The sequence below is a fragment of the Paenibacillus sp. PSB04 genome (assembly GCF_025809195.1).
Classification (GTDB): Bacteria; Bacillota; Bacilli; order Paenibacillales; family Paenibacillaceae; genus Paenibacillus_AQ; species Paenibacillus_AQ favisporus.
The window spans coordinates 5,748,104-5,771,004 of record NZ_CP081301.1 but is presented as its reverse complement, the minus strand read 5'-3'; the positions used below and the strand labels follow the sequence as shown (position 1 = coordinate 5,771,004).

Sequence of the window (22,901 nt, the reverse complement as noted above, 5' to 3'; positions counted from 1 at the left end):
ATCGTGGATCTTAAAGGTAACGACCGCCGTTCAGGCAACCCGATTTTTTCCGGATGGTATGCCGATCCCGAACCCCGAATTTTTGAGGGCCGGTACTGGGTATATCCTACATACTCGGCAGCTTACGATGACCAGACGTTTTTCGATGCGTTCTACTCCGATGACCTGGTTCGCTGGACCAAGGTTGAACGGATTCTGGAGATGAAGGACATTTCATGGGCAAGACGGGCGATGTGGGCCCCTTCCCCGATCGAGCGAAATGGACGCTACTATTATTATTTTGCGGCGAACGACATCCAGAGCAATAATGAGCTGGGCGGCATCGGTGTTGCCGTGGCTGACCGGCCCGAAGGACCTTTCCGGGATGCCCTGGGGAAGCCGCTGATCGACCAGTTTTACCATGGCGCCCAGCCGATCGACCCTCATGTGTTTATCGATGACGACGGTCAGGCTTATTTGTATTACGGGGGATGGAAGCACTGCAACGTCGTAAAGCTGAACGAAGACATGGTCAGCATCGCCCCCTTTTCAGACGGGGAGGTATACAAGGAGATTACGCCTGAGAACTTCGTGGAAGGTCCCTGTATGATCAAGCGCAAAGGCAAGTATTACTTTATGTGGGCCGAAGGCGGTTGGGGAGGACCGGATTATTCGGTGGGGTACGCCGTCTCGGATTCGCCGCTGGGACCGTTTGTGCGGGAGGCCAAAATACTGCAGCAGGATCCCGAGGTGGCGACAGGAGCTGGACATCACGGCGTCATTCAGATTCCGGGTGAAGACGAGTGGTACATCGTTTACCACCGCCGTCCGCTGACCGAAACCGCAGCGAATCACCGTGAAGTCTGCATCGACCGGATGGAGTTTGATCCCGAAGGCCGGATTAGGCCTGTGAAGCTGACCTTTGAAGGGGTGCCGCCAAGAACATTGCCGACACGGGAGAAGAGCGATTCGTAAGCCAGAAGCTTGTTCAATCGACCGTTTTTGCGATATAATAGAACACGTCTTCTACAAGGAACGATAGAATCTGATATTAGTGAAAGAGAGCGGATCGTATGGGTCGTAAGTGGAATAACATTAAAGAGAAGAAAGCATCGAAAGACGCAAACACTAGTCGTATATATGCCCGCTTCGGGCGTGAAATTTATGTCGTCGCCAAGCAGGGCGAGCCGGATCCGGAATCCAACCGGGCGTTGAAGGTCGTTCTGGAACGCGCCAAGACGTACAATGTGCCGAAGGCCATCATTGACCGCGCGCTGGAGAAGGCGAGAGGCAACTCTGATGAGACCTATGACGAGCTGCGGTACGAAGGCTTCGGGCCGAACGGATCCATGGTGATCGTGGATGCCTTGACGAATAACGTGAACCGCACCGCTTCAGAGGTCCGGGCTGCATTCAGCAAGAACGGAGGCAACCTTGGCGTCAGCGGATCGGTCGCCTACATGTTCGATTCCACCGCAGTCATCGGCGTTGAAGATAAGACGGAAGAAGAAGTTCTGGAGCTGCTGATGGAAGCGGATGTCGACGTTCGCGACATCATCCAGGAAGACGATTCCGTCATCGTATATGCCGATCCGGAACAGTTTCATGCCGTGCAGGAAGCCTTCCAGAACGCTGGCGTAACCGAATTTTCGGTTGCCGAGGTTTCCATGATCGCGCAGAACTATGTGGAGCTTCCGGCCGAGTCCCAGCCGGCATTCGAGAAAATGATCGATGCCCTTGAAAACCTGGAGGACGTCCAGAATGTGTACCACAACGTGGAGCTTGAAGATTAATCAGCGTGACGCGATTTGCCGGAAGAAGGCCATTGTCTGAGAAGACGATGGCCTTTTTTTCGGTAGGAAAGGGGAAGACGGAATTGTATGAATTAGCGAGAAAATCGAACGGAAGTCAGGAAGTCGTCGTCTACGAAGCGCATGAGCTGTTTGGTCAAACGGGCCGCTTCCGTGTGCTGCAATTTGAAGACAACGCAGTTCAAGGTGCCATCGATCTTCGGGATCCGGACCGCATCGTACTGGAGTATCCGCGCGAAATTGTCCGGCTGATTCGCAAGCGGACGCCCGAAAACGGCATAATATTTATGATCGGACACGGAATTGGAACGATTGCCGGCCAATTTCGCGAAGATCAATGCCTTGTGGCCGAGGTCAACGCGGATATCGTGGAGCTGAGCCGAAGCTATTTTCAATACGGCTGGAACAATGTCGTGATCGGAGACGGAAGGGCCCTGTTGGAGCAGCAGGCCGACGGCTCCTTCGATTATGTGATCTTAGACGCGTTTACACGCGAAGGGACGCCTCATCATCTGACGACCGAGGAATTTTTTGCGCTGGCCCGGCAAAAGCTGAAGGCAGGCGGCATGCTGATCATGAACGCAGCTGGCAGGCTGCAGCGGGACCCCGTGCTAAATGCCATTCATACCACAATGGAGCAGGTGTTTGCTTCAGTTCGAGCATTCGCCATGACGGAAGGGGAACGGGATGCAGAACGGAACGTGTTGTTCTTGGGCTCGGAAATGCCGGCCGCAGAGGAAGTCAAAAATCCGGAAGGTTTTAAGCGGGTACAGCTGGAGCGAGGATACATACTTAGAGACCGCGTTTAATGCTAGAGCATGGTTTTAACTGTGTGCAAAAACGATGGAATAAAAAAAACACCATCCTTCCGAATCCGGAGGGATGGTGTTTTCGTATTGCGAATGATGAAGCAGAATTAGAAATCGAAGTTGTCCGGATCAGGACCCACGCGGCGGTTCTCGTTCAGCCCGTCGATCCGGTCCATGTCTTCCTGGGACAGTTCAAAGTCGAACAGCGATGCATTTTCAACGATACGGTGCTCTTTGGTCGATTTAGGGATGGTCACCACGCCATGCTGCAGATCCCAACGGAGGATCACCTGAGCGATGGATTTACCGTATTTCTCAGCCAGTTCTTTCAGCAGCGGATGGTTCAGCAGCTCGCCCTGCATCAGCGGAGACCACGCCTCCAGCTGAATGTTGTGCTGCTTCGTGAAGTCGCGAAGCTCTTTCTGGGTCAGCATCGGATGGAATTCCACCTGGTTGATGACCGGTACGATTTCCGCATCTTTCATTAAGTCTTCCAGGTGGTGTACTTGGAAGTTGCTGACGCCGATGGATTTGACGCGGCCGTCCTTGTACAGCTGCTCCATCGCTCTCCATGCCTCTTTATATTTGCCGGCAACCGGCCAGTGGATCAAGTACAGATCCAGATAGTCGAGACCCAGTTTCTTCAGGCTTGTCTCGTAGGCGGCGATGGTCGAATCGTAACCGAGGTCTGCGTTCCACACTTTTGAAGTAACAAAAAGGTCTTCCCGCTTCAGTCCGCTATCGGCCAGCGCCTCGCGAATTCCCTGACCGACGCTCGTTTCGTTGGCATAAACCGCAGCGGTGTCGATACTCCGGTAGCCATGCTTCACGGCGGCTTTTACCGCTTCGACGAGCTCGCTGCCTTCTTCCACTTTGAAGACGCCCAGGCCCAGCCAAGGCATTTCGATGCCGTTATTCAATCGGGTTTTGCTTTGTACATGTTGAGTCATTATAAATTGCCTCCTAGATGTTGTTTGTCATGATATAAATTTGTGTTGCCTCCGCAATTCGAAACCCATTCGCTTATCATTACCGGAATTGTATAGAACTTATCCGCATTAGATACGATAGCTAAAAAAGGATCAGGATGACGCACTGAGCATGTTGTTGTCACTATCGGATGACGCCGTATCCTTGCGTTCGAGGGCACGGCTCCACCAGGTGAGCAGAACGGCTGCCGCAACCATGATCGAGCCGATCCATGCGGTATGAATCAAGCCGAGATGATCGGTCACGATTCCGCCCAAATACGCGCCGAGCGCTATGCCGGCGTTAAATGCAGCAATGTTCACAGATGAAGCGACGTCGACGGCCTTCGGCGCAAACCGTTCCGCAAGCATGACGACGTACACCTGAAGTCCAGGCACGTTCATGAAAGCAAGGAGCCCCATGCCGAAGATCGTAATCAGCCCGGCGACCTTAAACGGAGCCGTGAATGTGAGAAGAAGCAAAATGACCGCCTGGATCAGGAACATATACAATAAGGCGGATAAAGGCCTGCGGTTGGCCGCTTTGCCTCCGATCACATTACCAATGGCAATGGCGATGCCGTAGAGCAGCAGTATCAGGGCGACGGTTGATTCTTTAAAGCCGGTAACGTCATGCAGCAGTGGCGACAGGTAGGTAAATACGACAAAGGTTCCTCCATAGCCAAGCGCAGTAATCAGAAAAGCAAGCAGCAGACGGCCGTTGGCCACGATTTTGACCTGATCACGGACCGGCGTCCGGACGCCTTTGCGCAGGTTGCCCGGGACAAGGATCAGGTTGGCAATCAACGCGATAACGCCGACGATCACGATCGCCACAAACGCGGCTCTCCAGCCGAGCTGCTGACCAATGAATGTTCCCAGCGGCACCCCGGTGACCGTCGCCACCGTCAGACCGGAGAACATGATGGAAATGGCGCTGGCTCTGCGGTTTTCCGCAACTAGATCGGCTGCAATCGTTGACCCGATCGACATAAACACGCCGTGGGATAAGGCCGAAATGATGCGCGCCGTAAGCAGCAGGCCGATGCCGGTGGACGCGGCTGCCAGGCTGTTGCCGGCAATGAATACGATCATGATGCCGATAAGCAGAATTTTGCGCGGCACACCTGACGTTAAAGAGGTTAGAATCGGCGCTCCAAAGGTGACACCGAGCGCATATAACGTAACGGTCAACCCGGCAAGGGTTACCGAAATGTGCAGGTCATTGGCGATCAGGGGAAGCAGCCCCACACTGATAAATTCAGTGGTACCAATCGCGAACGCGCTGATGGCTAAAGCTAATAAGGCAAAGGTTGCGCGTTTTTTATCCAAAGACATGGTATCATCTCACTCCTATATGTTGTTCTATCTATTTGATGCTGTGATCTAGCTACAGGGTAGTCATTACCGGCCGGTGAATGTTATTATGTACCCGTGAAGTAAATTTGAACAGTACGTACTTTTTAGTACGATAGGCACCAAAAAGTGCCCATAGATTTCGAGGAGGGTCTTGGATGGAAAAAAAGAAATACAACATTTCAGTTGAAGCAACGCTGGAAGTCATCGGCGGCAAATGGAAGTGCGTGATCCTTTGCCACTTGACGCATGGAAAGAAACGGACAAGCGATCTGCGGCGGCTGATGCCGTCTATCACGCAGAAAATGCTGACCCAGCAGCTCCGTGAGCTGGAGGACGACGGAATCGTAAACCGTATCATCTATCACCAGGTTCCGCCGAAGGTGGAGTACGAACTGAGCGAATACGGGTGGAGCCTGAAACCGATCCTGGACTCCTTATGCTCTTGGGGGAGAATCACATTATAAAAGAGTATGGTGACAAGTTTGCCGTATTGGAGGATAACATTCTGAACAATAAGGACATCGGCCTCGCCACCGAAATGGATCAACCTGCGTTAGAAGAGGAAACTTCCTTGTCCAAAAACTGAAATTTGTCTTTTATTTGAAGGGGAAAATATGGTAATATGAACGGGAACAGTTGTTCCTGGTTTGGCAGGGGTTGGCCCAGACTCATTGCGCCTCATCCATCCGGGACTTAAGGGAGGTAAGGTATGACCAACAAGTTTCCTGAACTGGATGGAGTCATTACTTATATTCAGAACCGGCTGGATGAACCGCTGGAGCTGAACATGCTGGCGAAGTACGCAGGGTACAGCCCGTACCATTTTGCCCGGATATTCAAAGCGCGGATGGGGCTTCCGCCGCTCTATTACGTATCATCGCTCCGCCTGCACCGGGCCAAAGAGCTGCTGCTGCACACGAATCTCAGCATTCGCGACATCAGCCTGGAGATCGGACAGCAGAGCCTGGGCACTTTTACTTCCCGATTTACCGAGAAGGTAGGGGTTACGCCTTCCCTTTTCCGGAATTCCAGGGAGATCGCGGACAACCATTTAAACTCGCTTAAAGCGCTCGAAAGCTGGTATGATCTGCCGATTTTGACGTCGCCTGTGGGAACCGTGGAAGGGTCTATATCCTTCGAGGTACCGTTCGAAGGGGTCATCCTCATTGGATTGTTCGCCAAACCGATCCCTGAAGGGCTGCCACCATACGGTACGCTTATCTCTTCGGCGGCACGTCGATTCCGGTTTACCGGCGTGAAGCCTGGAACCTACTATTTATTAGCGACTTCTGTCTCATGGGGAATGAGGGCGGCCGATTTTCTGGTGCCGCAGACGACACTTCGCGCCAAGCATAAGGTACCGATTGTCGTCGGTCCCGATAAATCGGTTCCGTTTCAACGGGTAAACATGCGGGTTCCGCATCCGGACGATCCGCCCATCCTGATATCGCTGCCGCTGTTGATGAACAATTTTCTTCATATCAACAATCAACTCAGCAATCGGTAAGAAATCCATTCCTGATCGCGGTGTTATAGTAGAGACAGCGGGGCAGGAAGTCATCCATGTACATAACGATTCATACAATGTTGCGCCTTTTCGGACTCCGTCATCCCGAACTTTTTCGGCTGCGGCTTGTTTTCTTGGAAGGGACAAGCATAAGTTCATCGTCCGCTGCCATGTCACATGTCAAGGGTACCAATCCTGCTTCTAAATGAACCATTTCAGGAAAGGATGAATGACGATGGCAAAGCACATGACTTACATATTTTCTGAGGATGCCAGAGCGCAGGCTGAGTTTTATGTTCAGGCGCTCGGAGGAGAAATTGTATCGGTACAGACCCATGGGGAATTGCCTCACGCTACGGAAGAATACAAAGATAAGGTGTTGCACTTGAGCCTGGTTGCCGCCGGCGTGAATATTCTAATGTCTGACGCGGTATTCGAACCGGTGCAGCAAGGAACAGCGATCAACCTGGTACTGGAATTTGAACAGGAGCCGGAAGCGTATGCTGCATTTGAGAAACTGTCTGAAGGCGGAACGGTTCGCGACCCGATCAAACCGGCTTTTTGGGGTTCTTTATTCGGCCAATTGGAAGATAAGTTTGGCATCCGCTGGATGATTACGACCGGATCTTAACGTCGTTCTCCATAGCAGAGCCCGGCTAACTAACTGTATCAGTTGAATTTGTAAGCAAACTGGGGACTTCCGGGCTTCATGCGGAGATCCCTTTTTGCAATGGAACAACTGGAGCTTGTAAGTTAAATAACCATGATCCCGGCTGGCGCAAAGAGGAAGGCGATGAGAAAGACCAGAAGAGATAAAATGATTATCGAACATCATTTTTTGTCCTAAACCATCATGAAAGCGTTGACACGCGGGAAGCCGCGGAGTTACAATAAATCTGCCTGAAAGATCAAACGTCTTTCATTCTGCAGAATAAGACAAGAGGTATACTTATGAAGGATCATAAAAGACTGACGTTAAAAGGAATCGCCCAGCAATTGGGCATCTCGGTCGCCACGCTGGACCGGGTCCTCAACAATCGCGGCAATGTGAAGCCGGAGACGTACCGGAAGGTTATGGAGAAGCTGGAGGAACTGGAATACACGCCGAATAAATCGGCGAGATTCCTGTCACGGGGGACTGAAATTTCCTTTGCGATTGTGTTTCCGGAGCATCCGGATTATTTCTGGACACAGATTGAGCGCGGCATTCGCCTTGCGTACGAGGAGCTGCGGGATTACGGCCTGCGGATTGAAATTTTCAAATCGGAGAGCTACGACACGGAGAAGCAGAGACAGATCGTGCAGGAGATCGTGGACAGCGGTGCCTACGACGCGCTGGCCTTGTCTCCCAACGACTCCCAGCAGATGGAGGATCCCATAGACCAGGCGATCGATAAAGGAATGGCGGTATGCACATTCAATAACGACGCGCCGCTCAGCAAGCGTCTGTTTTACGTTGGCTGCGACTATCGGATCGCCGGAAGACTCGCTGCGGACATGCTGTGCAAGCTGATCGGAAGCGGCGGACGGGCCGGACTGATTACATCGGATGCCAGCAGCCTGCCGTCGGCGACTACGTTTCAGATGCAGCAGAAAATTACCGGCTTCCGGGAAGTCATTGCCGAGCAGGGGAACATCGAAATGGCTCTGCCGCTGAAGCTGAAGCATGAGGAATACGATCATCCGGACCGCTTTGGCGAGTACTTCCGGCAGGTCGACGGCATTTATGTCACGAGTGCCAAGCTGCATGTCATTGCGCGCCATCTGGAAGAAGCGGGTCTTGGCGGCACCGTGGCTCTGATCGGCCATGACATGACGGAGGATATTTATCAGGATCTGGACCGCGGCACGGTCACGGCGACGATCTGCCAGGACCCGGTAAACCAGGGCTATTTGGCGGTCAAGACGCTGTTTAACCATACGGCCAGCGGCGAGAAGGTGAATTTGCGGGAGAACATCTCCAAGCTGGAGCTGGTTACGAGGGAGAACGCACGGTACTATATCTAAGGGTATAGGATGCCGGGCTTCTCACGAACAAAATGATGTACGTACATCATTTTATGATTTTTATAATCATTAAAACCCAAATACTAGATCATTTCGTAAGGAGGACATGCTTATGCGCGGCAAAATGAAAGCGCTCTTTCTTGCCTTTTCGCTGTTTGCCCTGACGCTGACCGCCTGTTCGGCAGGTTCCGGTACCGATTCGGGAAAAGTCACCCTGACCTGGTGGGATACGATGACGACGGACGGCAGCGTAACCGCGATCAACAACATCATCAGCGAATATGAGAAGGCCCATCCAAATGTGAAAATCAAACGCACATACGTATCTTCTTCCGATATCAAAAACAAGCTTTTGCTTGGTTCGATCGGCAATCAGGGGCCGGATATCGTATGGATCGACAGCGCAGACCATCAGACGTTCGCCGCTGCCGGCATTTTGGCCGACATCACCTCCGAGGTCAAAGCGTGGGGGCAGGCGGATCAATATTATGACGGACCATGGTCCTCCACGGTGTACGACGGCAAAAATTACGGCGTTCCGGTCGGAAGCAACAACCTTGCTCTGTTTTATAACAAAGAGTTGTTTGATGAAGCGGGCATCAAGCCGCCCACCAACTGGGATGAGCTGAAGGAAGACGCTAAGCTGCTCACCAAGAAAAATGTATACGGTTTCGCGGTCAGTGCGGTGAAGACGGAAGAAGGGACGTTTCAGTTTTTGCCCTTCCTGCTGCAGGCCGGCTCGGACGTTCCCGACTTTGATAGTCAGGGCACGCTCGATGCGGTAAACCTGTATGACTACATGGCCAAAAACAACTACATGTCCAAGGAAGTGATCACGCAGAAGCAATCCGACACCGCGACGCAGTTCGCCGCAGGCAAAGTGGCGATGATGGTGAACGGAACGTGGCAGATCCCGTTCCTGCAGAAGGAAGGCAAAGTCAATTGGGGCGTCGTGCCGCTGCCGAAGGGCAAAACAGGAGCGACCGTGCTCGGAGGAGAAAACTGGGCGATCTCTGCAGCCTCCAAGCATATGGATGCTGCCTTTGACGTCATTCGTTTCGCCAACGAGCCGGACCGGCTGAAGAAGCTTCTTCAGACCAACGGCCGTCTGCCGAGCCGCAAAGATTTGCTGCAGGACCCGTTCTGGCAGAAAGATCCGCAGATGAAGGTGTTTGCGGATGCGATGGAAGTGGCCAAGGCACGTGCCTACGGCCCGGATTATGCGGGAATTTCCGAAGCGATCCAGACGATGCTTCAGCAGGTGCTGACCGGGCAGGTTTCTCCCGAGCAGGCCGTTCAAACGGCCGCCGGCAAGATCAAGCCGCTTGCACCCTAAATATTGAGAAGGAGGAGGAACCACATGTCTGACCAATCCTATTCCGCGGCAGCGCCGAGAACGTCCAAGCGCTTAAGAAGTACAGCATGGACCCGGTATCTGTTCGTTCTGCCCGTCATCCTGTTCCTGCTGGTGTTCATTATTTTCCCGATCGTGTACAACCTGATTCTCAGCTTTCAAAATGTGACGGTATACAACTTTAAGGGGCATCATGCTTTTGCGGGTCTGGCGAGCTATATCAAGACATTCAAAGATCCGGTTTTTTATACCGCGCTGGGAAACTCGGTATTGTTCACCGTTCTCAGCCTCGTGTTTCAGTTTTCGATCGGCTTTGCGCTGGCCCTGTTCTTCAACCGGAGTTTCCCGGGCCGGGGCCTGATGCGTTCGCTCATGCTGCTCGCCTGGATGCTTCCGGTCGTCATCACGGCTTCGGTATTCCAATGGATGCTGAACGGCGACTACGGGGTCGTTAACTACATCCTGCAAAGCCTCGGGTTCATTCACGAGCCGCACAGCTGGCTCAGCGAAAACAGTACGGCGCTGCTTTCCACGATCGTCGCCAACATCTGGGTCGGCATTCCGTTCAACATGATCATCCTGCTGTCCGGACTTCAAGGGCTGCCGGAGCAGCTGTACGAGGCGGCCAAGCTGGACGGCGCGGGAAAAATGCTGCAGTTCCGCCACATTACGCTGCCGCTTATGCGACCGACGATTCTGATTTTGCTCATGCTGGGGATCATCAACACGTTCAAGGTGTTTGACATGATCTTCATCATGACGGCGGGCGGACCGGTGAACTCGTCGAACGTCCTGCCGATTTACGCCTACCAGCTGTCCTTCACCAAATTCCAGTTCAGCCAGGGCGCATCGGTATCCATGATCATGTTCGCGATTCTTACCGTGCTGGCCGTGATCTATCTCCGGATGTCCAGTAAGGAGGAGGCTGCATGATGAACCAGCGAGCACAATGGAAGGGCGCCGGCATGACTGTGATCGGTGCCGTCATCACCCTGTTGTTTTTGTTTCCGGTCTATTGGATGGTCAAAACGTCGATAACTCCAATTACGGACCTGTTCTCGTCACCGCCCCATTTTGGCGTGCTGAACGCAACCTTTACGGCTTACTATGACAACTTCATTCACAACACGGATATGCTCCGGTATATCGGCAACAGCTTTATTATCGCCATCGGGACGATGATCATGTCGCTGCTGTTCGCCACGCCCGCGGCGTATGCACTGGCAAGACTGGATCTGAAAGGCAAATCACTGATCATGATTCTGCTGCTCGCGATCCAGATGCTGCCCGGTATTATGATGGCGATGCCGCTGTTCATCATGTTCTCGAAGGTTCATCTCGTGAACAGCTACTTCGGGCTCATCCTGGCGGACATGATCCATGCGCTGCCGTTTGCGGTCCTCGTCCTCCGGCCGTCGTTCATGGCACTGCCCAAAGGGCTGGAGGAAGCGGCGAAGATCGACGGCTGCAACCAATTTACGGCGTTTACACGAATCATTCTGCCGCTCGTTGTGCCCGGTATGATGACAGTCGCGGTGTTCTGCTTCCTTTTTGGCTGGGGTGACTTTATCTTTGGCCTGACATTGACGACCGAGGACAGCGTACGGCCACTGACACTTGGACTGTACCGCTTTATCGGGCAATACGGCACGGAGTGGAACAACCTGATGGCGGTCGCCACGCTGGCTGCACTTCCGATCATTATCATTTTCATCGGCCTGCAGCGCTACGTCGTAGGCGGCATTACCGCCGGTTCCATGAAAGACTGACGAATTTTAATAGAAGATATAGATAGGAGAGAGACCCACTATGAAATTTACAGACGGCTATTGGCATGTGCGGCAGGGGCTGCAGGTATTGTATCCGGTTGAGGTAAGGGATATCGAGACCCGCGAAGACGAAATGACGGTGTATGCTTCCACCAAAAAAATCGTCCACAAAGGCGATACGCTGAATACGACGCTGCTTACGGTCCGCTATTCTTCCCCGATGGAGAACGTCATCTGCGTGGAATACATCCATCATGACGGCATGGACGACAAGGGCCCAGCCTTCCAAATTTATAAGCAGCCGGACTTGAAAGTCCAGGTCGAGAAGCGCGGCGGCGCCGTGACCCTCACCAGCGGCAAGCTGACCGCCACCGTTCGTCCGGACGAGGGGTGGAACGTCACGTATGCTTATGACGGACGCCGCCTCACTGGCACCGGCTATAAAGGTCCGGCTTACATCAAATCCTCCGAATCGGCGGATGTATATATGAGGGAACAGCTGGACCTGGAGGTCGGCGAATATGTGTATGGGCTTGGGGAACGGTTTACACCTTTTGTGAAGAACGGTCAGGTTGTGGATCTATGGAACGAAGACGGGGGGACCAGCAGCGAGCAGGCCTACAAGAACATCCCGTTCTACGTGTCCAGCGAAGGATACGGTGTGTTCGTGGATCATCCGGAGCGCGTTTCATATGAAGTCGGGTCCGAAAACGTCTCGAAGGTGCAGTTCAGCGTTCCCGGCGAAAAGCTGAAGTATTACATCATCGGCGGATCCAATTTGAAAGAGGTTCTGCAAAACTATACAGCATTGACTGGGAAACCGGCGCTTCCGCCTGCCTGGTCTTTCGGCCTGTGGCTGACGACCTCGTTTACGACCAGCTATGACGAGGACACGGTCAACAGTTTTGTGGACGGCATGCTGGAGCGGGACATTCCGCTGCATGTGTTCCATTTTGACTGCTTCTGGATGAAGGAGTTCCAGTGGTGCGATTTCAAATGGGATCCCGAAGTGTTCCCGGACCCACAGGGGATGCTGCGGCGGCTGAAAGACAAAGGGCTTCATATCTGCGTCTGGATCAACCCGTACATCGGGCAGAAGTCGTACCTGTTCAAGGAAGGCAAGGAGAACGGCTATCTGGTGAAAAATCCGGACGGCAGCGTCTGGCAGTGGGACCGGTGGCAGTCCGGCATGGGGCTTGTGGATTTTACTAATCCGGATGCGGCCCGCTGGTACCAGGGCAAGCTGAAGGAGCTGCTCGACATGGGCGTTGACAGCTTCAAAACCGACTTCGGCGAGCGGATTCCGACGAACGTCGTTTATTACGACGGCTCCGATCCGGTGAAGATGCACAACTATTACACGTTCCTGTACAACCAAACGGTATTTGAGGTGCTGGAGGAGACGCTCGGTAAAAATGAAGCGGCGGTGTTCGCCCGTTCCGCCACGGCCGGCGGTCAGCAGTTCCCGGTGCATTGGGGCGGCGACTGCTCCGCCTCATACGTATCGATGGCCGAATCGCTTCGCGGCGGCTTGTCCTTGTCGCTCAGCGGCTTCGGGTTCTGGAGCCACGATATCAGCGGCTTTGAAAATACGGCCACACCCGACCTATATAAGCGCTGGACCGCTTTCGGGATGTTGTCCACGCACAGCCGGCTGCACGGGAACCAGTCGTACCGGGTGCCTTGGCTCTTCGACGAGGAAGCGGTTGACGTATTGCGCTATTTTACCAAGCTGAAATGCACGCTGATGCCATACTTGTTCCGTTCCGCCGTGCAGACTGCGGCAACAGGGGTGCCCGTCATGCGGGCCATGGTGCTGGAATTCCCCGAAGATCCGAACTGCCATGTGCTGGACCGCCAGTATATGCTAGGGGATTCGCTTCTCGTCGCACCGGTCATGAACGACCAGGGACTGGCACGGTACTATGTACCGGAGGGACGCTGGACCGATTTTGTAACCGGAGAGAGTGTAGAGGGAGGCCGGTGGATCAGCCGGCAGGTCGACTACTTTACGGTTCCGCTATTGGCGCGGGCCGGAAGCATCATTCCGGTCGGAGACAATGACCAGCGTCCGGATTACGACTACGCGGACGGCGTGACCCTTCACGCCTTTGAACTTGCGGATGGGACGGAAATGACAAGCGTCGTGAACGGGATGGACGGCAAGGAAGATCTGAAGGTAACAGTAACCCGGAACGGGGAGCGCATCGATGTCCAGGCGGAAGGAACCAAGCCGTGGAAGCTGCTTCTGCGCGGCATAAGCCAGATCGCTCAAATCGAAGGCGCTGAATCCGCCGTGACCGAGCAGGGGGTACTTTTGACGCCACAAGCGGGCGTTAAGCAGATATCGATTCAATTGTAATGGGCATTGTCTTAAGCAAACAGGAACTATAGCGATACTGACGTCAGGCTCCCGAAATACCGCCTTGGGCCGGTTTTTCGGGAGTTTTGGCGTTTACTTTTTTTACATTGAACTTTCTTCTATAATGGCGCGTGCGTCACTTTAACGTTAATTTTTTAAGTTCATTCTATTTACTTATAACGTTAACGCTTACGTCAACGATGACGCCAACCTTTGGAAAAAGAGCGAATCAACAACCGCTGATATCCATATTGCAACATGTGAATAATTCACAATAGAAAAGCGAAAAAATCCGCACCTATCTCCGACCTGCAAACCCATTTTATCGTACAACCTATACACTGCTCACTGGTCACAAGGTAGGTCTGTCCACTTCGCCAGCCCCCCTCTCTGCAGCCATAGTTGCTTCAGACGAACCTTTCAGGATATAATCTGCTTGGTAAAAAACGGATTTCAAAGGAGGAGCCCTGGTGTTCAAGCGGTGCATACATTCCATGATTGAGAAAACGGCATATGAAGGAAGCGTTGAACACTAAGGCATTAGCGGCTTTAGTGTTTTCTTTTTGTACTTCTGATTAGCGGTGTTGGCTGAAGGAATTTGGATGTTTCGAAATCAATACTGAGGAAGCTTATTTATCTAGGTGAGCGTATCACGATAGTCATTTTTTCGGAACCGAAAGGAGTGTTTGGCCCATGGCGGCGTACCAAAGAGTGTTAATTAAGCTAAGCGGCGGAGCGGTGGCAGGAACGAGCCAGTTCGGCTTTGATCCGGGCCGGCTGGAGCATATTGCGGACGAAATTTTATCCGTTGTGTCTATGGGAGTGGAGGTTTCCCTGGTCATCGGCGGCGGCAACATATTCCGGGGAAACATGGCGGAAACCTGGGGCATCGAAAGGGCGGAGGCCGATAATATCGGCACGCTGGCCACCGTCGTCAACAGCCTGATGCTGCGCGGTGTTCTCAAAGCGAAGACGGACAAGGAGGTCCGGGTCATGACCTCGCTCCCCATCGCTTCGGTGGCCGAGCCGTATATTCGATTGCGTTCCATACACCATCTGGAGAAAGGGTACATCGTCATTTTCGCCGGCGGGAACGGCCAGCCTTACGTCACGACCGATTACCCTTCGGTGCAGCGGGCGATCGAGGTGAACTGCGACGCGCTCCTCGTTGCCAAGCAGGGAGTGGATGGCGTGCTGAGCGCCGATCCGAAGACGGATCCCTCCGCCAGAAAATTCAAGTCGCTGCATTATGACGACGTCATCCGGCACGATCTGAAAATTATGGATCAATCGGCCTTTATTCTGGCCCGGGACTACCATCTGCCTATTCATGTATTCAACTTTGACAAGCCGGGTTCAATGAGAGAATTGTGTGAAGGGAAGCATCAAGGTACGATCATCAGCCGCGATTCTGTACTGGCTTATGAGTAACTTCTAAACGGTGGAATAATACTTAAATGACTAAAATAATAAATCATTTAAAAAAAGCAATTTATAAGAAACATTTTCACGGAGTTATGTGGTAAAATAGGCTCGCTGATGCCAAATATAGACATATTGCAAGAAACAGGAGGGAGAATATATGAATCCATCAGGTGCCGCAGCTGCATCTGCAGCGGCTGATATCAGCCATATCAAGAAGCTGCCTATATTAGTCTCATTAATTGTGGGGGCGTTCTTTTCCATCTTAAATGAGACGCTGCTCAATATCGCTTTTCCGGAATTGATGGTTGAGCTCAAAGTCTCGGCCTCTACGCTGCAATGGCTGGCCACAGGCTACATGCTGGTCGTCGGCGTTTTGGTTCCCGCATCAGCGCTGCTGGTCCAGTGGTTTACGACGAGGCAAATGTTCCTTGGAGCCATGATCATCTTTACGGTGGGAACGTTTGTCTGTGCCTTCGCCCCGGGCTTTGAATTCCTGCTGATCGGCCGTTTGCTTCAGGCCGCAGGAAGCGGTTTGATGCTTCCGGTCATGATGAATACGATCCTGATTCTGTATCCGCCGGAAAAACGCGGAGCCGCCATGGGAAGTATCGGTCTCGTTATTATGTTCGCTCCAGCGATCGGACCGACGTTGTCGGGATTGATTCTCGATTCGTTTGAATGGAGATGGCTGTTCTACTTGGTTCTGCCATTTGCCATCATTTCGATCATCATCGCGTTTGTGTATTTGAAAAATGTCTCGCAGCCTACCAAACCCAAAGTGGACGTTCTGTCGATCATTCTGTCTACGATCGGATTCGGCGGAATCGTCTATGGCTTCAGCAGTCTGGGTGAAGGTGGAGCGGGCTGGTCGCATCCCAAAGTGTATTGGACCATTATTGTCGGAGCGGTCGCCCTGCTGCTGTTCGTTATTCGTCAGCTCCGGCTGAAGGATCCTTTGATGGATATCCGGTCCTTCAAATTCCCGGCGTTTACCCTGACGGCGATCATGCTGATCATTATGATGATGACGCTGTTCTCCTCCATGTCGCTGCTGCCGTTCCTGTTTCAGGGGGCACTCGGGATGACGGTGTTCGCTTCCGGTCTGCTGATGCTTCCGGGGAGCTTGCTCAACGGCTTGATCTCGCCGATTACCGGTAAACTGTTTGATAAGTTTGGTCCACGGGCGCTGATCATTCCGGGCACGGCTGCTCTGGTGGTCATTATGTGGTTCTTTACGCAGGTATCGGTCGAAACGAGCAAAGTCACGCTGCTCATTCTGCATATCTGCATGATGATTTCCATCTCTATGATCATGATGCCGGCGCAGACGAACGGCATGAACCAGCTTCCGGCCCGGTATTATCCGCACGGTACGGCGATCTTGAATACGCTCCAGCAGGTGGCGGGTGCGATTGGTGTGGCCTTCTTTATCAGCGTCATGTCCAACGGCCAAGCCAGCTTCCTGAAGGGCTCATCGGATCCAACCGCGCCTGGGCAAATGGCTGAAGCGATGGTAGCCGGTGTGCATAACGCGTTTGTCATCGGGTTTGGCTTCTCCATCGTGGCGTTGATTCTTGCATTGTTCTTCAAACGGACCAAAGGTCCTGCTGAATCCTAAGCGGTTGATGCCCTTGCCTGCCATGTTTCCGTCCGGTTATCCAATTACATAGCCGTGAGTGAAGGGACTTATGTTCCTTCTGCATGGTGGTGCATCTCACTGCACAGAAAGAATCCGCACCCGAAGAGGGAGCGGATTCTTTCTGTTGATCAGCCTTTGTTTTCATAGATATTAGCGGGTTTCTATAATACAATGATAAGAAAATAATAGATTTCAGGAAGGGAAGGAAATACACAGATGATGAACTCCAGCATTCCCCAAACGATGCAAGCCGCTGTGATGCACAGCCCGCGCCAAATCCGGATTGAAACGGTGCCGGTGCCGGACATCGCACCAGACGAAGTGTTGATCAAAGTGATGGCCGTCGGCATCTGCGGATCCGACCTCCATTATTATACGCATGGGCGAATCGGCAAGTACGTTGTGGAGAAGCCGATTATCCTAGGCCATGAATGCTCGGGCGATGTCGCCGCCGTGGGCGCAGATGTAACCGGATTCAAAGTGGGAGACCGCGTAGCCGTAGAGCCCGGGGTGACCTGCGGCCGCTGTGAAGCCTGCAAGGAGGGGCGGTATAACCTCTGTCCCGACGTGCAGTTTCTGGCAACGCCGCCGGTAGACGGTGCTTTTGTCCAGTACATCAAAATCCGGCAGGATTTTGTGTTCCGGATCCCGGACTCGCTGAGCTATGAGGAAGCGGCGCTGATCGAGCCGTTTTCCGTCGGCATTCATGCGGCGGCGAGAAGCAAGCTTACGCCGGGATCCACCATTGCGATCATGGGGATGGGGCCGGTAGGACTGATGGCCGTCGTCGCGGCTAAAGCGTATGGTGCTGCCGAAATCATCGTAACGGATTTGGAGCCGCTGCGTCTGGATGCCGCCAAGAAGCTCGGAGCGGATCACGTGATTAACGTCGCAGAGCAGGACGCGCTGGAGGAAATTCAGCGGTTGACGGACGGGAAGGGCGTCGATGTCGCTTGGGAAACGGCAGGCAATCCCAAAGCGCTGCAAACGGCGCTGGGCTCGCTGCGCCGGGGCGGGAAGCTGGCCGTTGTCGGACTGCCGGCACAGGATGAAATTCCGCTGAATGTTCCTTTTATCGCGGATAACGAGGTCGATATTTACGGAATATTCCGGTATGCCAATACATATCCGAAAGGCATCCGCTTCCTTGAGTCCGGCATTGCCGATGTGATGACGCTGGTCACGGACCGTTATTCGCTCCAGGATACCCAGGAAGCGATGGAGCGGGCCTTAAATCACAAAAGCGAGTGCTTGAAAGTTGTCGTCTACCCGAACGGCGTGCCAGAGGCGGAGTGAGGCGGTTCTTGTTTCTAAGGATAAAAGCACGGCTTAGACCGTGCTTTTTGTCTTCTTTTTGAACATTCCAAATATTTCTTGTCAGCGACAGGCCTCATCGCTTATGATGACTTTAGAACGATCGTTCTGTAAATAAGGAAAGGTAGATCGCTTTGAAACGACATTATGACAGTGAAGAAACGCGGCGGATTATTGCGGAGAAGGCTGCGCAGCTCTTTTCGCAAAAGGGGTTCGCCGGAACCTCGATCTCGGATATATCCAAAGCCTCCGGGTTCAGCAAGGGCCATGTGTACTACCATTTTGAGAATAAGGAAAAGCTGTTCGTTTATCTCGCGCTGGACGGCATGCGGGCCTGGGGCGAGAAGTGGGCGGGTGTATCTCCGAACTATAAGACAGCCAGAGATAAATTGTATGCGATGTCTACGTTCGTGATGAACAATTATCAAACCCCTCTGCTCAAGGTAGGGCAGGAGCTGGCGGCGAATCCGGCGACCAGTCCGGAGACGGTCCAGCAGCTGTACGGACTTGCGGTTACGCCGATGCAGGCATATTCGGACATTTTCCAATACGGGATCGATACCGGAGAATTTGAGATCGACGATCTTCAAGGAACGACATTTTTATTCGGGACGCTGCTGGGGGCGCTGTGCCAGCATATTTACACGATGGAACATGAACAACTGCATGGTCTTTTTCGAAAAAGCGTCGATATTTTTCTAAGCGGAATCCTCAAACGATGAGGTTTTACGCTTAAGCAAATTAGAACGATCGTACTAATTGTTCTAATGTTAAAATGATGAGGAGGAGTCAAGGATATGGCAGAATGGGGTAAAGTGGCTATTGTCACAGGAGGGGCTTCGGGAATTGGCCGGGCCATTTGCGAAGCGTTGGCAGGCGAGCGTATTTTCGTTGTGGCAGCCGATGTGGACCGAGCAGGCGGCGAGGAGACGGTCCGAAGAATTACCGCTGCGGGTGGGGGAGGGCGTTACGTCCACCTAGACGTGACGGACGCCTATCAGGTGGAAGGGCTGATCGAGAGTGTGTATGAGGAGTTCGGGCGGCTCGACTATATGTTCAACAATGCGGGCATCAGCATTTACGGGGAGCTGTACCATATGACACTTGATCATTGGAACCGGATCATTCAGGTCAACTTGTGGGGCGTCATCCATGGAACTCAGGCAGCCTATCGGGTTATGAAGCAGCAGGGCTTCGGCTGTATTGCGAATACTGCGTCCGCGACCGGGCTGGGGCCATCGCCAACCTCTGCCGCGTATGCTGCGACCAAACATGCCGTGGTCGGACTAACCACATCCCTTCACTATGAAGCGGAAGCGTTTGGCGTTCATGTCAGCGCTCTATGCCCTGCTTTCGTGGATACTCCGATCCATCGGACGGGCGAAGCGCTTCATTTGGATCAGGAACTCGTTCTGAAGCAGATGCAGAAACAGAAAATGATGAGCCCCGAGCAGTTCGCCCGAATTGCGATAAAGGGCGTTCATAAGAACGAGCCTGTGGTTTGCCCGATGCCGCTGCGCCGCACCTTGGATGTCGTATTCACTTTGTTTCCGCAGCTCCACCGCAAACTGATGCGACTCGTGTGCCGCGTCGCCCGCCAAGCAGCGGTTCAGCCGGACCAGACGTAGGAAAAGACTGGAACAGTCTTCTCAGACAAGGTAATATAGCGGAAAGGGGGCAAAAAAGTATGAACTATACGATACATGAACAGGACGGCTCGAAGGTAGCGATTCTTGACGACCCTCATGCCGTTATTGCCGACGTCCAGACGGCTCTGGATCTGATGGCTGGCATTGGGTGGGATCCATCGGGGCCGTGCCATAAGCTGCTGCTGAATCAGTCGAATTTGCCGGATGCGTTTTTTGAGCTGAAAACCGGGCTGGCAGGGGAAATCCTGCAAAAATATCGGACCTATCAATTTAAAATTGCCATAGTTGGTGATTTTGAAGCTTACTCCAGCAAAAGCCTGCGGGATTTCATCTACGAATGCAATCAGGGGGAAGATGTGTTCTTTATGAAGGACCGGGAAGAGGCGCTGGCCGCCCTTCATCGGGTACCTTAAAAGCCTAGAAATTAGCAAACGCAAGAGACAGGGAGCTGACGAATCCGATGATGATTGATAGCGCTGCCTTTGCTGATCCGGGCGGATTCATCCCCGGCCCGCATTATTGCACGCAGCATAGAGTAAGCGGAATGTGTTGTTATAACCGTTTTATATAACGCGTTGTAAAAAGATAAGGGGGATCCTGGATGAAGGATGTCGTGCTGAGTACGGACCGGTTGATCCTGAGGCAAATGGGACGGGAGGATGTCCCGTTGCTGCAGCAAATTTTTGCCGACCCCGTCGCCATGAAGTACTATCCCTCCACCAAAGACAACCAAGAAACGCTGGAATGGATAGAATGGACGCTGCGAAATTATGAGGAATGCGGTGTCGGCTTATGGATCGTAGAGAACCGGATCAACGGTGATTTTCTGGGACAGTGTGGCATCGTTCCACAGATTGTGGAAGGGGTTCGCGAAATGGAGATCGGCTACCTGTTCGCAAGACGCGTATGGGGGAACGGTTATGCCACTGAGGCAGCAACGGCTTGCAAGCACTACGGGTTTGAGCAGATGAAGCTTCGCAAAATCGTTTCGCTTCCCGATGCTAACAATCAACCATCCGCTCGGGTGGCCGAACGGATCGGAATGACGCTGGAAAAACAAATCGTCAAATGGAACAAAGATGTGCTTGTATATTCCGTTTACGCCGATACAGAAGAGGTGATCGAAAGATGAATCAACATGTGCCCATTATGGGGATCCCTTTCCCGAAATTGACGATGGAGCAGAGCGTAGAGCTTCTTCAAGAGGTGATTGATCGAAAAGAGCAGCGGCTGTTTCACGTCGTTACCGGCAATCCGGAGATCGTGATGTCCTGCCAAAAGGATGCGCAGCTGCGCCAAATCGTCGATGAGGCGGGTTTGGTCACGGCGGATGGCATCGGCATCGTCATGGTCTCCCGGGTGCGGGGCGGCAGCCTGCCGGAGCGGGTAACCGGCTGCGATCTGCTGTTTAAGCTGCTTGAGGAAGGCGACCGGAAGGGATGGTCGTTTTACTTTCTGGGCGCGGATGAGGAAACGAGCAGGCAGGCCATCATTAACATTAGCCAGCAGTATCCCGGGGTCGCCATACGCGGCAGACATCACGGTTTTTTTACGCCGGAAGATGAGCCGCGCATCGTACAGGAGATTGCTGATGCCGCGCCGGACTTTCTGATCGTGGCTCTGGGCGCACCACGGGCAGAGAAGTGGATACATAGCCATAAGGACAAGCTGCAGGCGAAAATTGCCATCGGTGTCGGCGGCAGCCTGGATATCATCGGCGGTAAAGTGAAGCGGGCGCCGGCAGCCTGGCAGCGTCTCAATCTCGAGTGGCTGTACCGGCTGATATCCCAGCCGTCGAGATGGCGCAGACAACTGATTTTACCCCGGTTTGCGGTGAAAGCGGTATTTTTTAGAGAGAGATCCAGAAGCGTTTAGCCCTTGTGAGCGGGTGGTTAAAAGATACCTGGATAAGGTGAGCGAGATCTGCTGCTTACTTGGGATCTCCATGTAATGATAAGTATGACCGGAAAAGTAACGGAAGGGAGAGGAATGCATGAGCCAGTCACAGCCACAGAAGCAAGGCCAGCTCCTGATTCAGGAAATCGAGGAAACCTTCGTGCCGTACGGCATGGTCGCGGTATGGCCGCTTGGACAAGCCAGTTTTATCATTAAGGGAGGGGAGACGGTTATTTACATCGATCCGTATGTCAGCCATAACCCGGATCGTACCTACCCGGCGCCGATCGGACCGGAGCATATTACGAATGCTGATTACTGCCTGATCACCCATGAGCATTCGGACCATATGGACCTGGAGGCGATTGCGGCCATGTCCAAGGCTAACCCGCAGACCGTCTATATGGCACCGGCATTCTGCCGTGAGGACATATTGAATCAGGGCGTAGCCCCCGAGCGCTTCGTGATCGCCGATACGGAAAAGGATTATGGCGATGAAGTGATCGTACGCCCCATCGCGGCCGCACATGAAGAGCTGGAAACGGATGATCAGGGCTATCATCGTTACGTCGGGTATCTGATCAAACTGAACGGCGTTACGGTGTACCATTCCGGAGATACGGTCATTTATGAAGGATTGACGGAACGGCTTCAGGATGAGTCGATCGACCTCGGGCTTCTCCCGATTAATGGCCGCGACGCATTCCGGAACAGCCGCGGCATTATCGGCAATATGGACTACCGGGAAGCTGCCGAGCTGGCGAAGACTGTCGGGATCGGGATGACGATCCCGATGCATTATGACATTTTTTCGGGGAACGCTGAGCATCCGGGATATTTCGTGGACTATGTATATGACCACTTTCCTGAAATGCGTATTCATGTGATCGCACGTGGCGAAAGATTTATCCACGTGACGGATGCGGCACTGAGCGCTTTGAAGTCATAGACTGAAGGTGACCATTCGATAACGTCAAAAGGTATGGATTAGAGCAGCCGCAAACCGCCTTCATTTGAAGGTGGTTTGTTTTTTTGTAATCTGCATTACAGAAG

General features: G+C 52.9%; 21 protein-coding genes and 1 pseudogene. 20 read left to right on the top strand and 2 right to left on the bottom strand.

All coding sequences use genetic code 11. The features are described 5' to 3' along the window. The first annotated feature begins 3 nt into the window (after positions 1-3). The 3 genes from K2F33_RS26550 (at position 4) to K2F33_RS26540 (ending at position 2,599) form a co-directional block, all read left to right on the top strand. Complete coding sequence (locus K2F33_RS26550) at positions 4-954, top strand: glycoside hydrolase family 43 protein (protein ID WP_263879806.1); 951 nt, start codon at positions 4-6, stop codon at positions 952-954. A gap of 98 nt (positions 955-1,052) precedes the next feature. After that, positions 1,053-1,772: a YebC/PmpR family DNA-binding transcriptional regulator gene (locus K2F33_RS26545; RefSeq protein ID WP_076167139.1), complete on the top strand. Its 720-nt coding sequence runs from the start codon at positions 1,053-1,055 to the stop codon at positions 1,770-1,772. An 83-nt stretch (positions 1,773-1,855) separates the two neighbouring features. Then, complete coding sequence (locus K2F33_RS26540; protein ID WP_263879802.1) at positions 1,856-2,599, top strand: spermidine synthase; 744 nt, start codon at positions 1,856-1,858, stop codon at positions 2,597-2,599. Positions 2,600-2,706: 107 nt separating this feature from the next. Here the strand turns inward: K2F33_RS26540 and K2F33_RS26535 are convergent, their stop codons facing one another. After that, the gene (locus K2F33_RS26535; RefSeq protein WP_212968846.1) at positions 2,707-3,549 is read right to left on the bottom strand and encodes an aldo/keto reductase; all 843 of its coding nucleotides are present in this window, start codon (positions 3,547-3,549) and stop codon (positions 2,707-2,709) included. Between the two features lie 132 nt (positions 3,550-3,681). Then, positions 3,682-4,905: an MFS transporter gene (locus K2F33_RS26530; protein WP_145134346.1), complete on the bottom strand. Its 1,224-nt coding sequence runs from the start codon at positions 4,903-4,905 to the stop codon at positions 3,682-3,684. A gap of 176 nt (positions 4,906-5,081) precedes the next feature. Here K2F33_RS26530 and K2F33_RS26525 point away from each other — a divergent pair. The 17 genes and pseudogenes from K2F33_RS26525 to K2F33_RS26445 all read left to right on the top strand — a co-directional run bounded on the left by K2F33_RS26525 (position 5,082) and on the right by K2F33_RS26445 (position 22,797). Then, positions 5,082-5,512, top strand: a pseudogene (locus tag K2F33_RS26525) (winged helix-turn-helix transcriptional regulator). 123 nt (positions 5,513-5,635) lie between these two features. Beyond that, entirely contained in the window at positions 5,636-6,433 is a 798-nt protein-coding gene (locus K2F33_RS26520; protein WP_145134342.1) for a helix-turn-helix transcriptional regulator, read from the top strand. 235 nt (positions 6,434-6,668) lie between these two features. After that, a complete protein-coding gene (locus K2F33_RS26515) occupies positions 6,669-7,064 on the top strand; it encodes a VOC family protein (protein WP_076167127.1) in 396 nt (131 codons plus the stop codon). A gap of 320 nt (positions 7,065-7,384) precedes the next feature. Next, complete coding sequence (locus K2F33_RS26510) at positions 7,385-8,440, top strand: LacI family DNA-binding transcriptional regulator (protein WP_145020834.1); 1,056 nt, start codon at positions 7,385-7,387, stop codon at positions 8,438-8,440. A gap of 112 nt (positions 8,441-8,552) precedes the next feature. Beyond that, positions 8,553-9,776 (top strand): sugar ABC transporter substrate-binding protein, encoded by a 1,224-nt coding sequence (locus K2F33_RS26505; protein WP_263879793.1) that lies wholly within the window; start codon positions 8,553-8,555, stop codon positions 9,774-9,776. Positions 9,777-9,800: 24 nt separating this feature from the next. Beyond that, on the top strand, positions 9,801-10,727 hold the full coding sequence (locus tag K2F33_RS26500) for a carbohydrate ABC transporter permease (protein WP_145134338.1): 927 nt from the start codon (positions 9,801-9,803) through the stop codon (positions 10,725-10,727). Continuing rightward, complete coding sequence (locus K2F33_RS26495; RefSeq protein ID WP_244169174.1) at positions 10,724-11,563, top strand: carbohydrate ABC transporter permease; 840 nt, start codon at positions 10,724-10,726, stop codon at positions 11,561-11,563. Before K2F33_RS26500 ends, K2F33_RS26495 begins: the two co-directional genes overlap by 4 nt. Before the next feature lie 40 nt (positions 11,564-11,603). Then, on the top strand, positions 11,604-13,925 hold the full coding sequence (gene yicI, locus K2F33_RS26490; protein ID WP_263879790.1) for an alpha-xylosidase: 2,322 nt from the start codon (positions 11,604-11,606) through the stop codon (positions 13,923-13,925). A 693-nt stretch (positions 13,926-14,618) separates the two neighbouring features. Next, positions 14,619-15,356: a UMP kinase gene (gene pyrH, locus K2F33_RS26485; RefSeq protein ID WP_263879787.1), complete on the top strand. Its 738-nt coding sequence runs from the start codon at positions 14,619-14,621 to the stop codon at positions 15,354-15,356. Positions 15,357-15,507: 151 nt separating this feature from the next. Beyond that, the gene (locus tag K2F33_RS26480; RefSeq protein ID WP_263879785.1) at positions 15,508-16,968 is read left to right on the top strand and encodes an MDR family MFS transporter; all 1,461 of its coding nucleotides are present in this window, start codon (positions 15,508-15,510) and stop codon (positions 16,966-16,968) included. A gap of 240 nt (positions 16,969-17,208) precedes the next feature. Beyond that, entirely contained in the window at positions 17,209-18,285 is a 1,077-nt protein-coding gene (locus K2F33_RS26475) for an NAD(P)-dependent alcohol dehydrogenase (protein ID WP_145134334.1), read from the top strand. Positions 18,286-18,437: 152 nt separating this feature from the next. Beyond that, positions 18,438-19,025, top strand: coding sequence for a TetR/AcrR family transcriptional regulator (locus tag K2F33_RS26470; protein ID WP_263879783.1), 588 nt, complete (start codon positions 18,438-18,440; stop codon positions 19,023-19,025). A gap of 75 nt (positions 19,026-19,100) precedes the next feature. After that, positions 19,101-19,931: an SDR family NAD(P)-dependent oxidoreductase gene (locus tag K2F33_RS26465; RefSeq protein ID WP_263879781.1), complete on the top strand. Its 831-nt coding sequence runs from the start codon at positions 19,101-19,103 to the stop codon at positions 19,929-19,931. Positions 19,932-19,990: 59 nt separating this feature from the next. Beyond that, a complete protein-coding gene (locus K2F33_RS26460) occupies positions 19,991-20,365 on the top strand; it encodes a DUF4180 domain-containing protein (protein ID WP_163873403.1) in 375 nt (124 codons plus the stop codon). A 188-nt stretch (positions 20,366-20,553) separates the two neighbouring features. Further along, positions 20,554-21,084: a GNAT family N-acetyltransferase gene (locus tag K2F33_RS26455; protein ID WP_263879778.1), complete on the top strand. Its 531-nt coding sequence runs from the start codon at positions 20,554-20,556 to the stop codon at positions 21,082-21,084. Then, complete coding sequence (locus tag K2F33_RS26450; protein ID WP_263879776.1) at positions 21,081-21,827, top strand: WecB/TagA/CpsF family glycosyltransferase; 747 nt, start codon at positions 21,081-21,083, stop codon at positions 21,825-21,827. The genes K2F33_RS26455 and K2F33_RS26450 overlap by 4 nt, the downstream gene beginning before the upstream one ends. A gap of 118 nt (positions 21,828-21,945) precedes the next feature. Next, a complete protein-coding gene (locus tag K2F33_RS26445; RefSeq protein ID WP_263879774.1) occupies positions 21,946-22,797 on the top strand; it encodes an MBL fold metallo-hydrolase in 852 nt (283 codons plus the stop codon). The last annotated feature ends 104 nt before the right edge of the window (positions 22,798-22,901 follow it).

What these genes read in the sequence shown, in the direction of transcription:
- K2F33_RS26545 (WP_076167139.1), top strand. Translation starts at nt 1,053, where the DNA reads ATGGGTCGTAAGTGGAATAACATTAAAGAGAAGAAAGCATCGAAAGAC.
- K2F33_RS26535 (WP_212968846.1), bottom strand. Translation starts at nt 3,549, where the DNA reads ATGACTCAACATGTACAAAGCAAAACCCGATTGAATAACGGCATCGAA.
- K2F33_RS26530 (WP_145134346.1), bottom strand. Translation starts at nt 4,905, where the DNA reads ATGTCTTTGGATAAAAAACGCGCAACCTTTGCCTTATTAGCTTTAGCC.
- K2F33_RS26520 (WP_145134342.1), top strand. Translation starts at nt 5,636, where the DNA reads ATGACCAACAAGTTTCCTGAACTGGATGGAGTCATTACTTATATTCAG.
- K2F33_RS26515 (WP_076167127.1), top strand. Translation starts at nt 6,669, where the DNA reads ATGGCAAAGCACATGACTTACATATTTTCTGAGGATGCCAGAGCGCAG.
- K2F33_RS26510 (WP_145020834.1), top strand. Translation starts at nt 7,385, where the DNA reads ATGAAGGATCATAAAAGACTGACGTTAAAAGGAATCGCCCAGCAATTG.
- K2F33_RS26505 (WP_263879793.1), top strand. Translation starts at nt 8,553, where the DNA reads ATGCGCGGCAAAATGAAAGCGCTCTTTCTTGCCTTTTCGCTGTTTGCC.
- K2F33_RS26500 (WP_145134338.1), top strand. Translation starts at nt 9,801, where the DNA reads ATGTCTGACCAATCCTATTCCGCGGCAGCGCCGAGAACGTCCAAGCGC.
- K2F33_RS26495 (WP_244169174.1), top strand. Translation starts at nt 10,724, where the DNA reads ATGATGAACCAGCGAGCACAATGGAAGGGCGCCGGCATGACTGTGATC.
- yicI (WP_263879790.1), top strand. Translation starts at nt 11,604, where the DNA reads ATGAAATTTACAGACGGCTATTGGCATGTGCGGCAGGGGCTGCAGGTA.
- pyrH (WP_263879787.1), top strand. Translation starts at nt 14,619, where the DNA reads ATGGCGGCGTACCAAAGAGTGTTAATTAAGCTAAGCGGCGGAGCGGTG.
- K2F33_RS26480 (WP_263879785.1), top strand. Translation starts at nt 15,508, where the DNA reads ATGAATCCATCAGGTGCCGCAGCTGCATCTGCAGCGGCTGATATCAGC.
- K2F33_RS26475 (WP_145134334.1), top strand. Translation starts at nt 17,209, where the DNA reads ATGAACTCCAGCATTCCCCAAACGATGCAAGCCGCTGTGATGCACAGC.
- K2F33_RS26465 (WP_263879781.1), top strand. Translation starts at nt 19,101, where the DNA reads ATGGCAGAATGGGGTAAAGTGGCTATTGTCACAGGAGGGGCTTCGGGA.
- K2F33_RS26460 (WP_163873403.1), top strand. Translation starts at nt 19,991, where the DNA reads ATGAACTATACGATACATGAACAGGACGGCTCGAAGGTAGCGATTCTT.
- K2F33_RS26455 (WP_263879778.1), top strand. Translation starts at nt 20,554, where the DNA reads ATGAAGGATGTCGTGCTGAGTACGGACCGGTTGATCCTGAGGCAAATG.
- K2F33_RS26450 (WP_263879776.1), top strand. Translation starts at nt 21,081, where the DNA reads ATGAATCAACATGTGCCCATTATGGGGATCCCTTTCCCGAAATTGACG.
- K2F33_RS26445 (WP_263879774.1), top strand. Translation starts at nt 21,946, where the DNA reads ATGAGCCAGTCACAGCCACAGAAGCAAGGCCAGCTCCTGATTCAGGAA.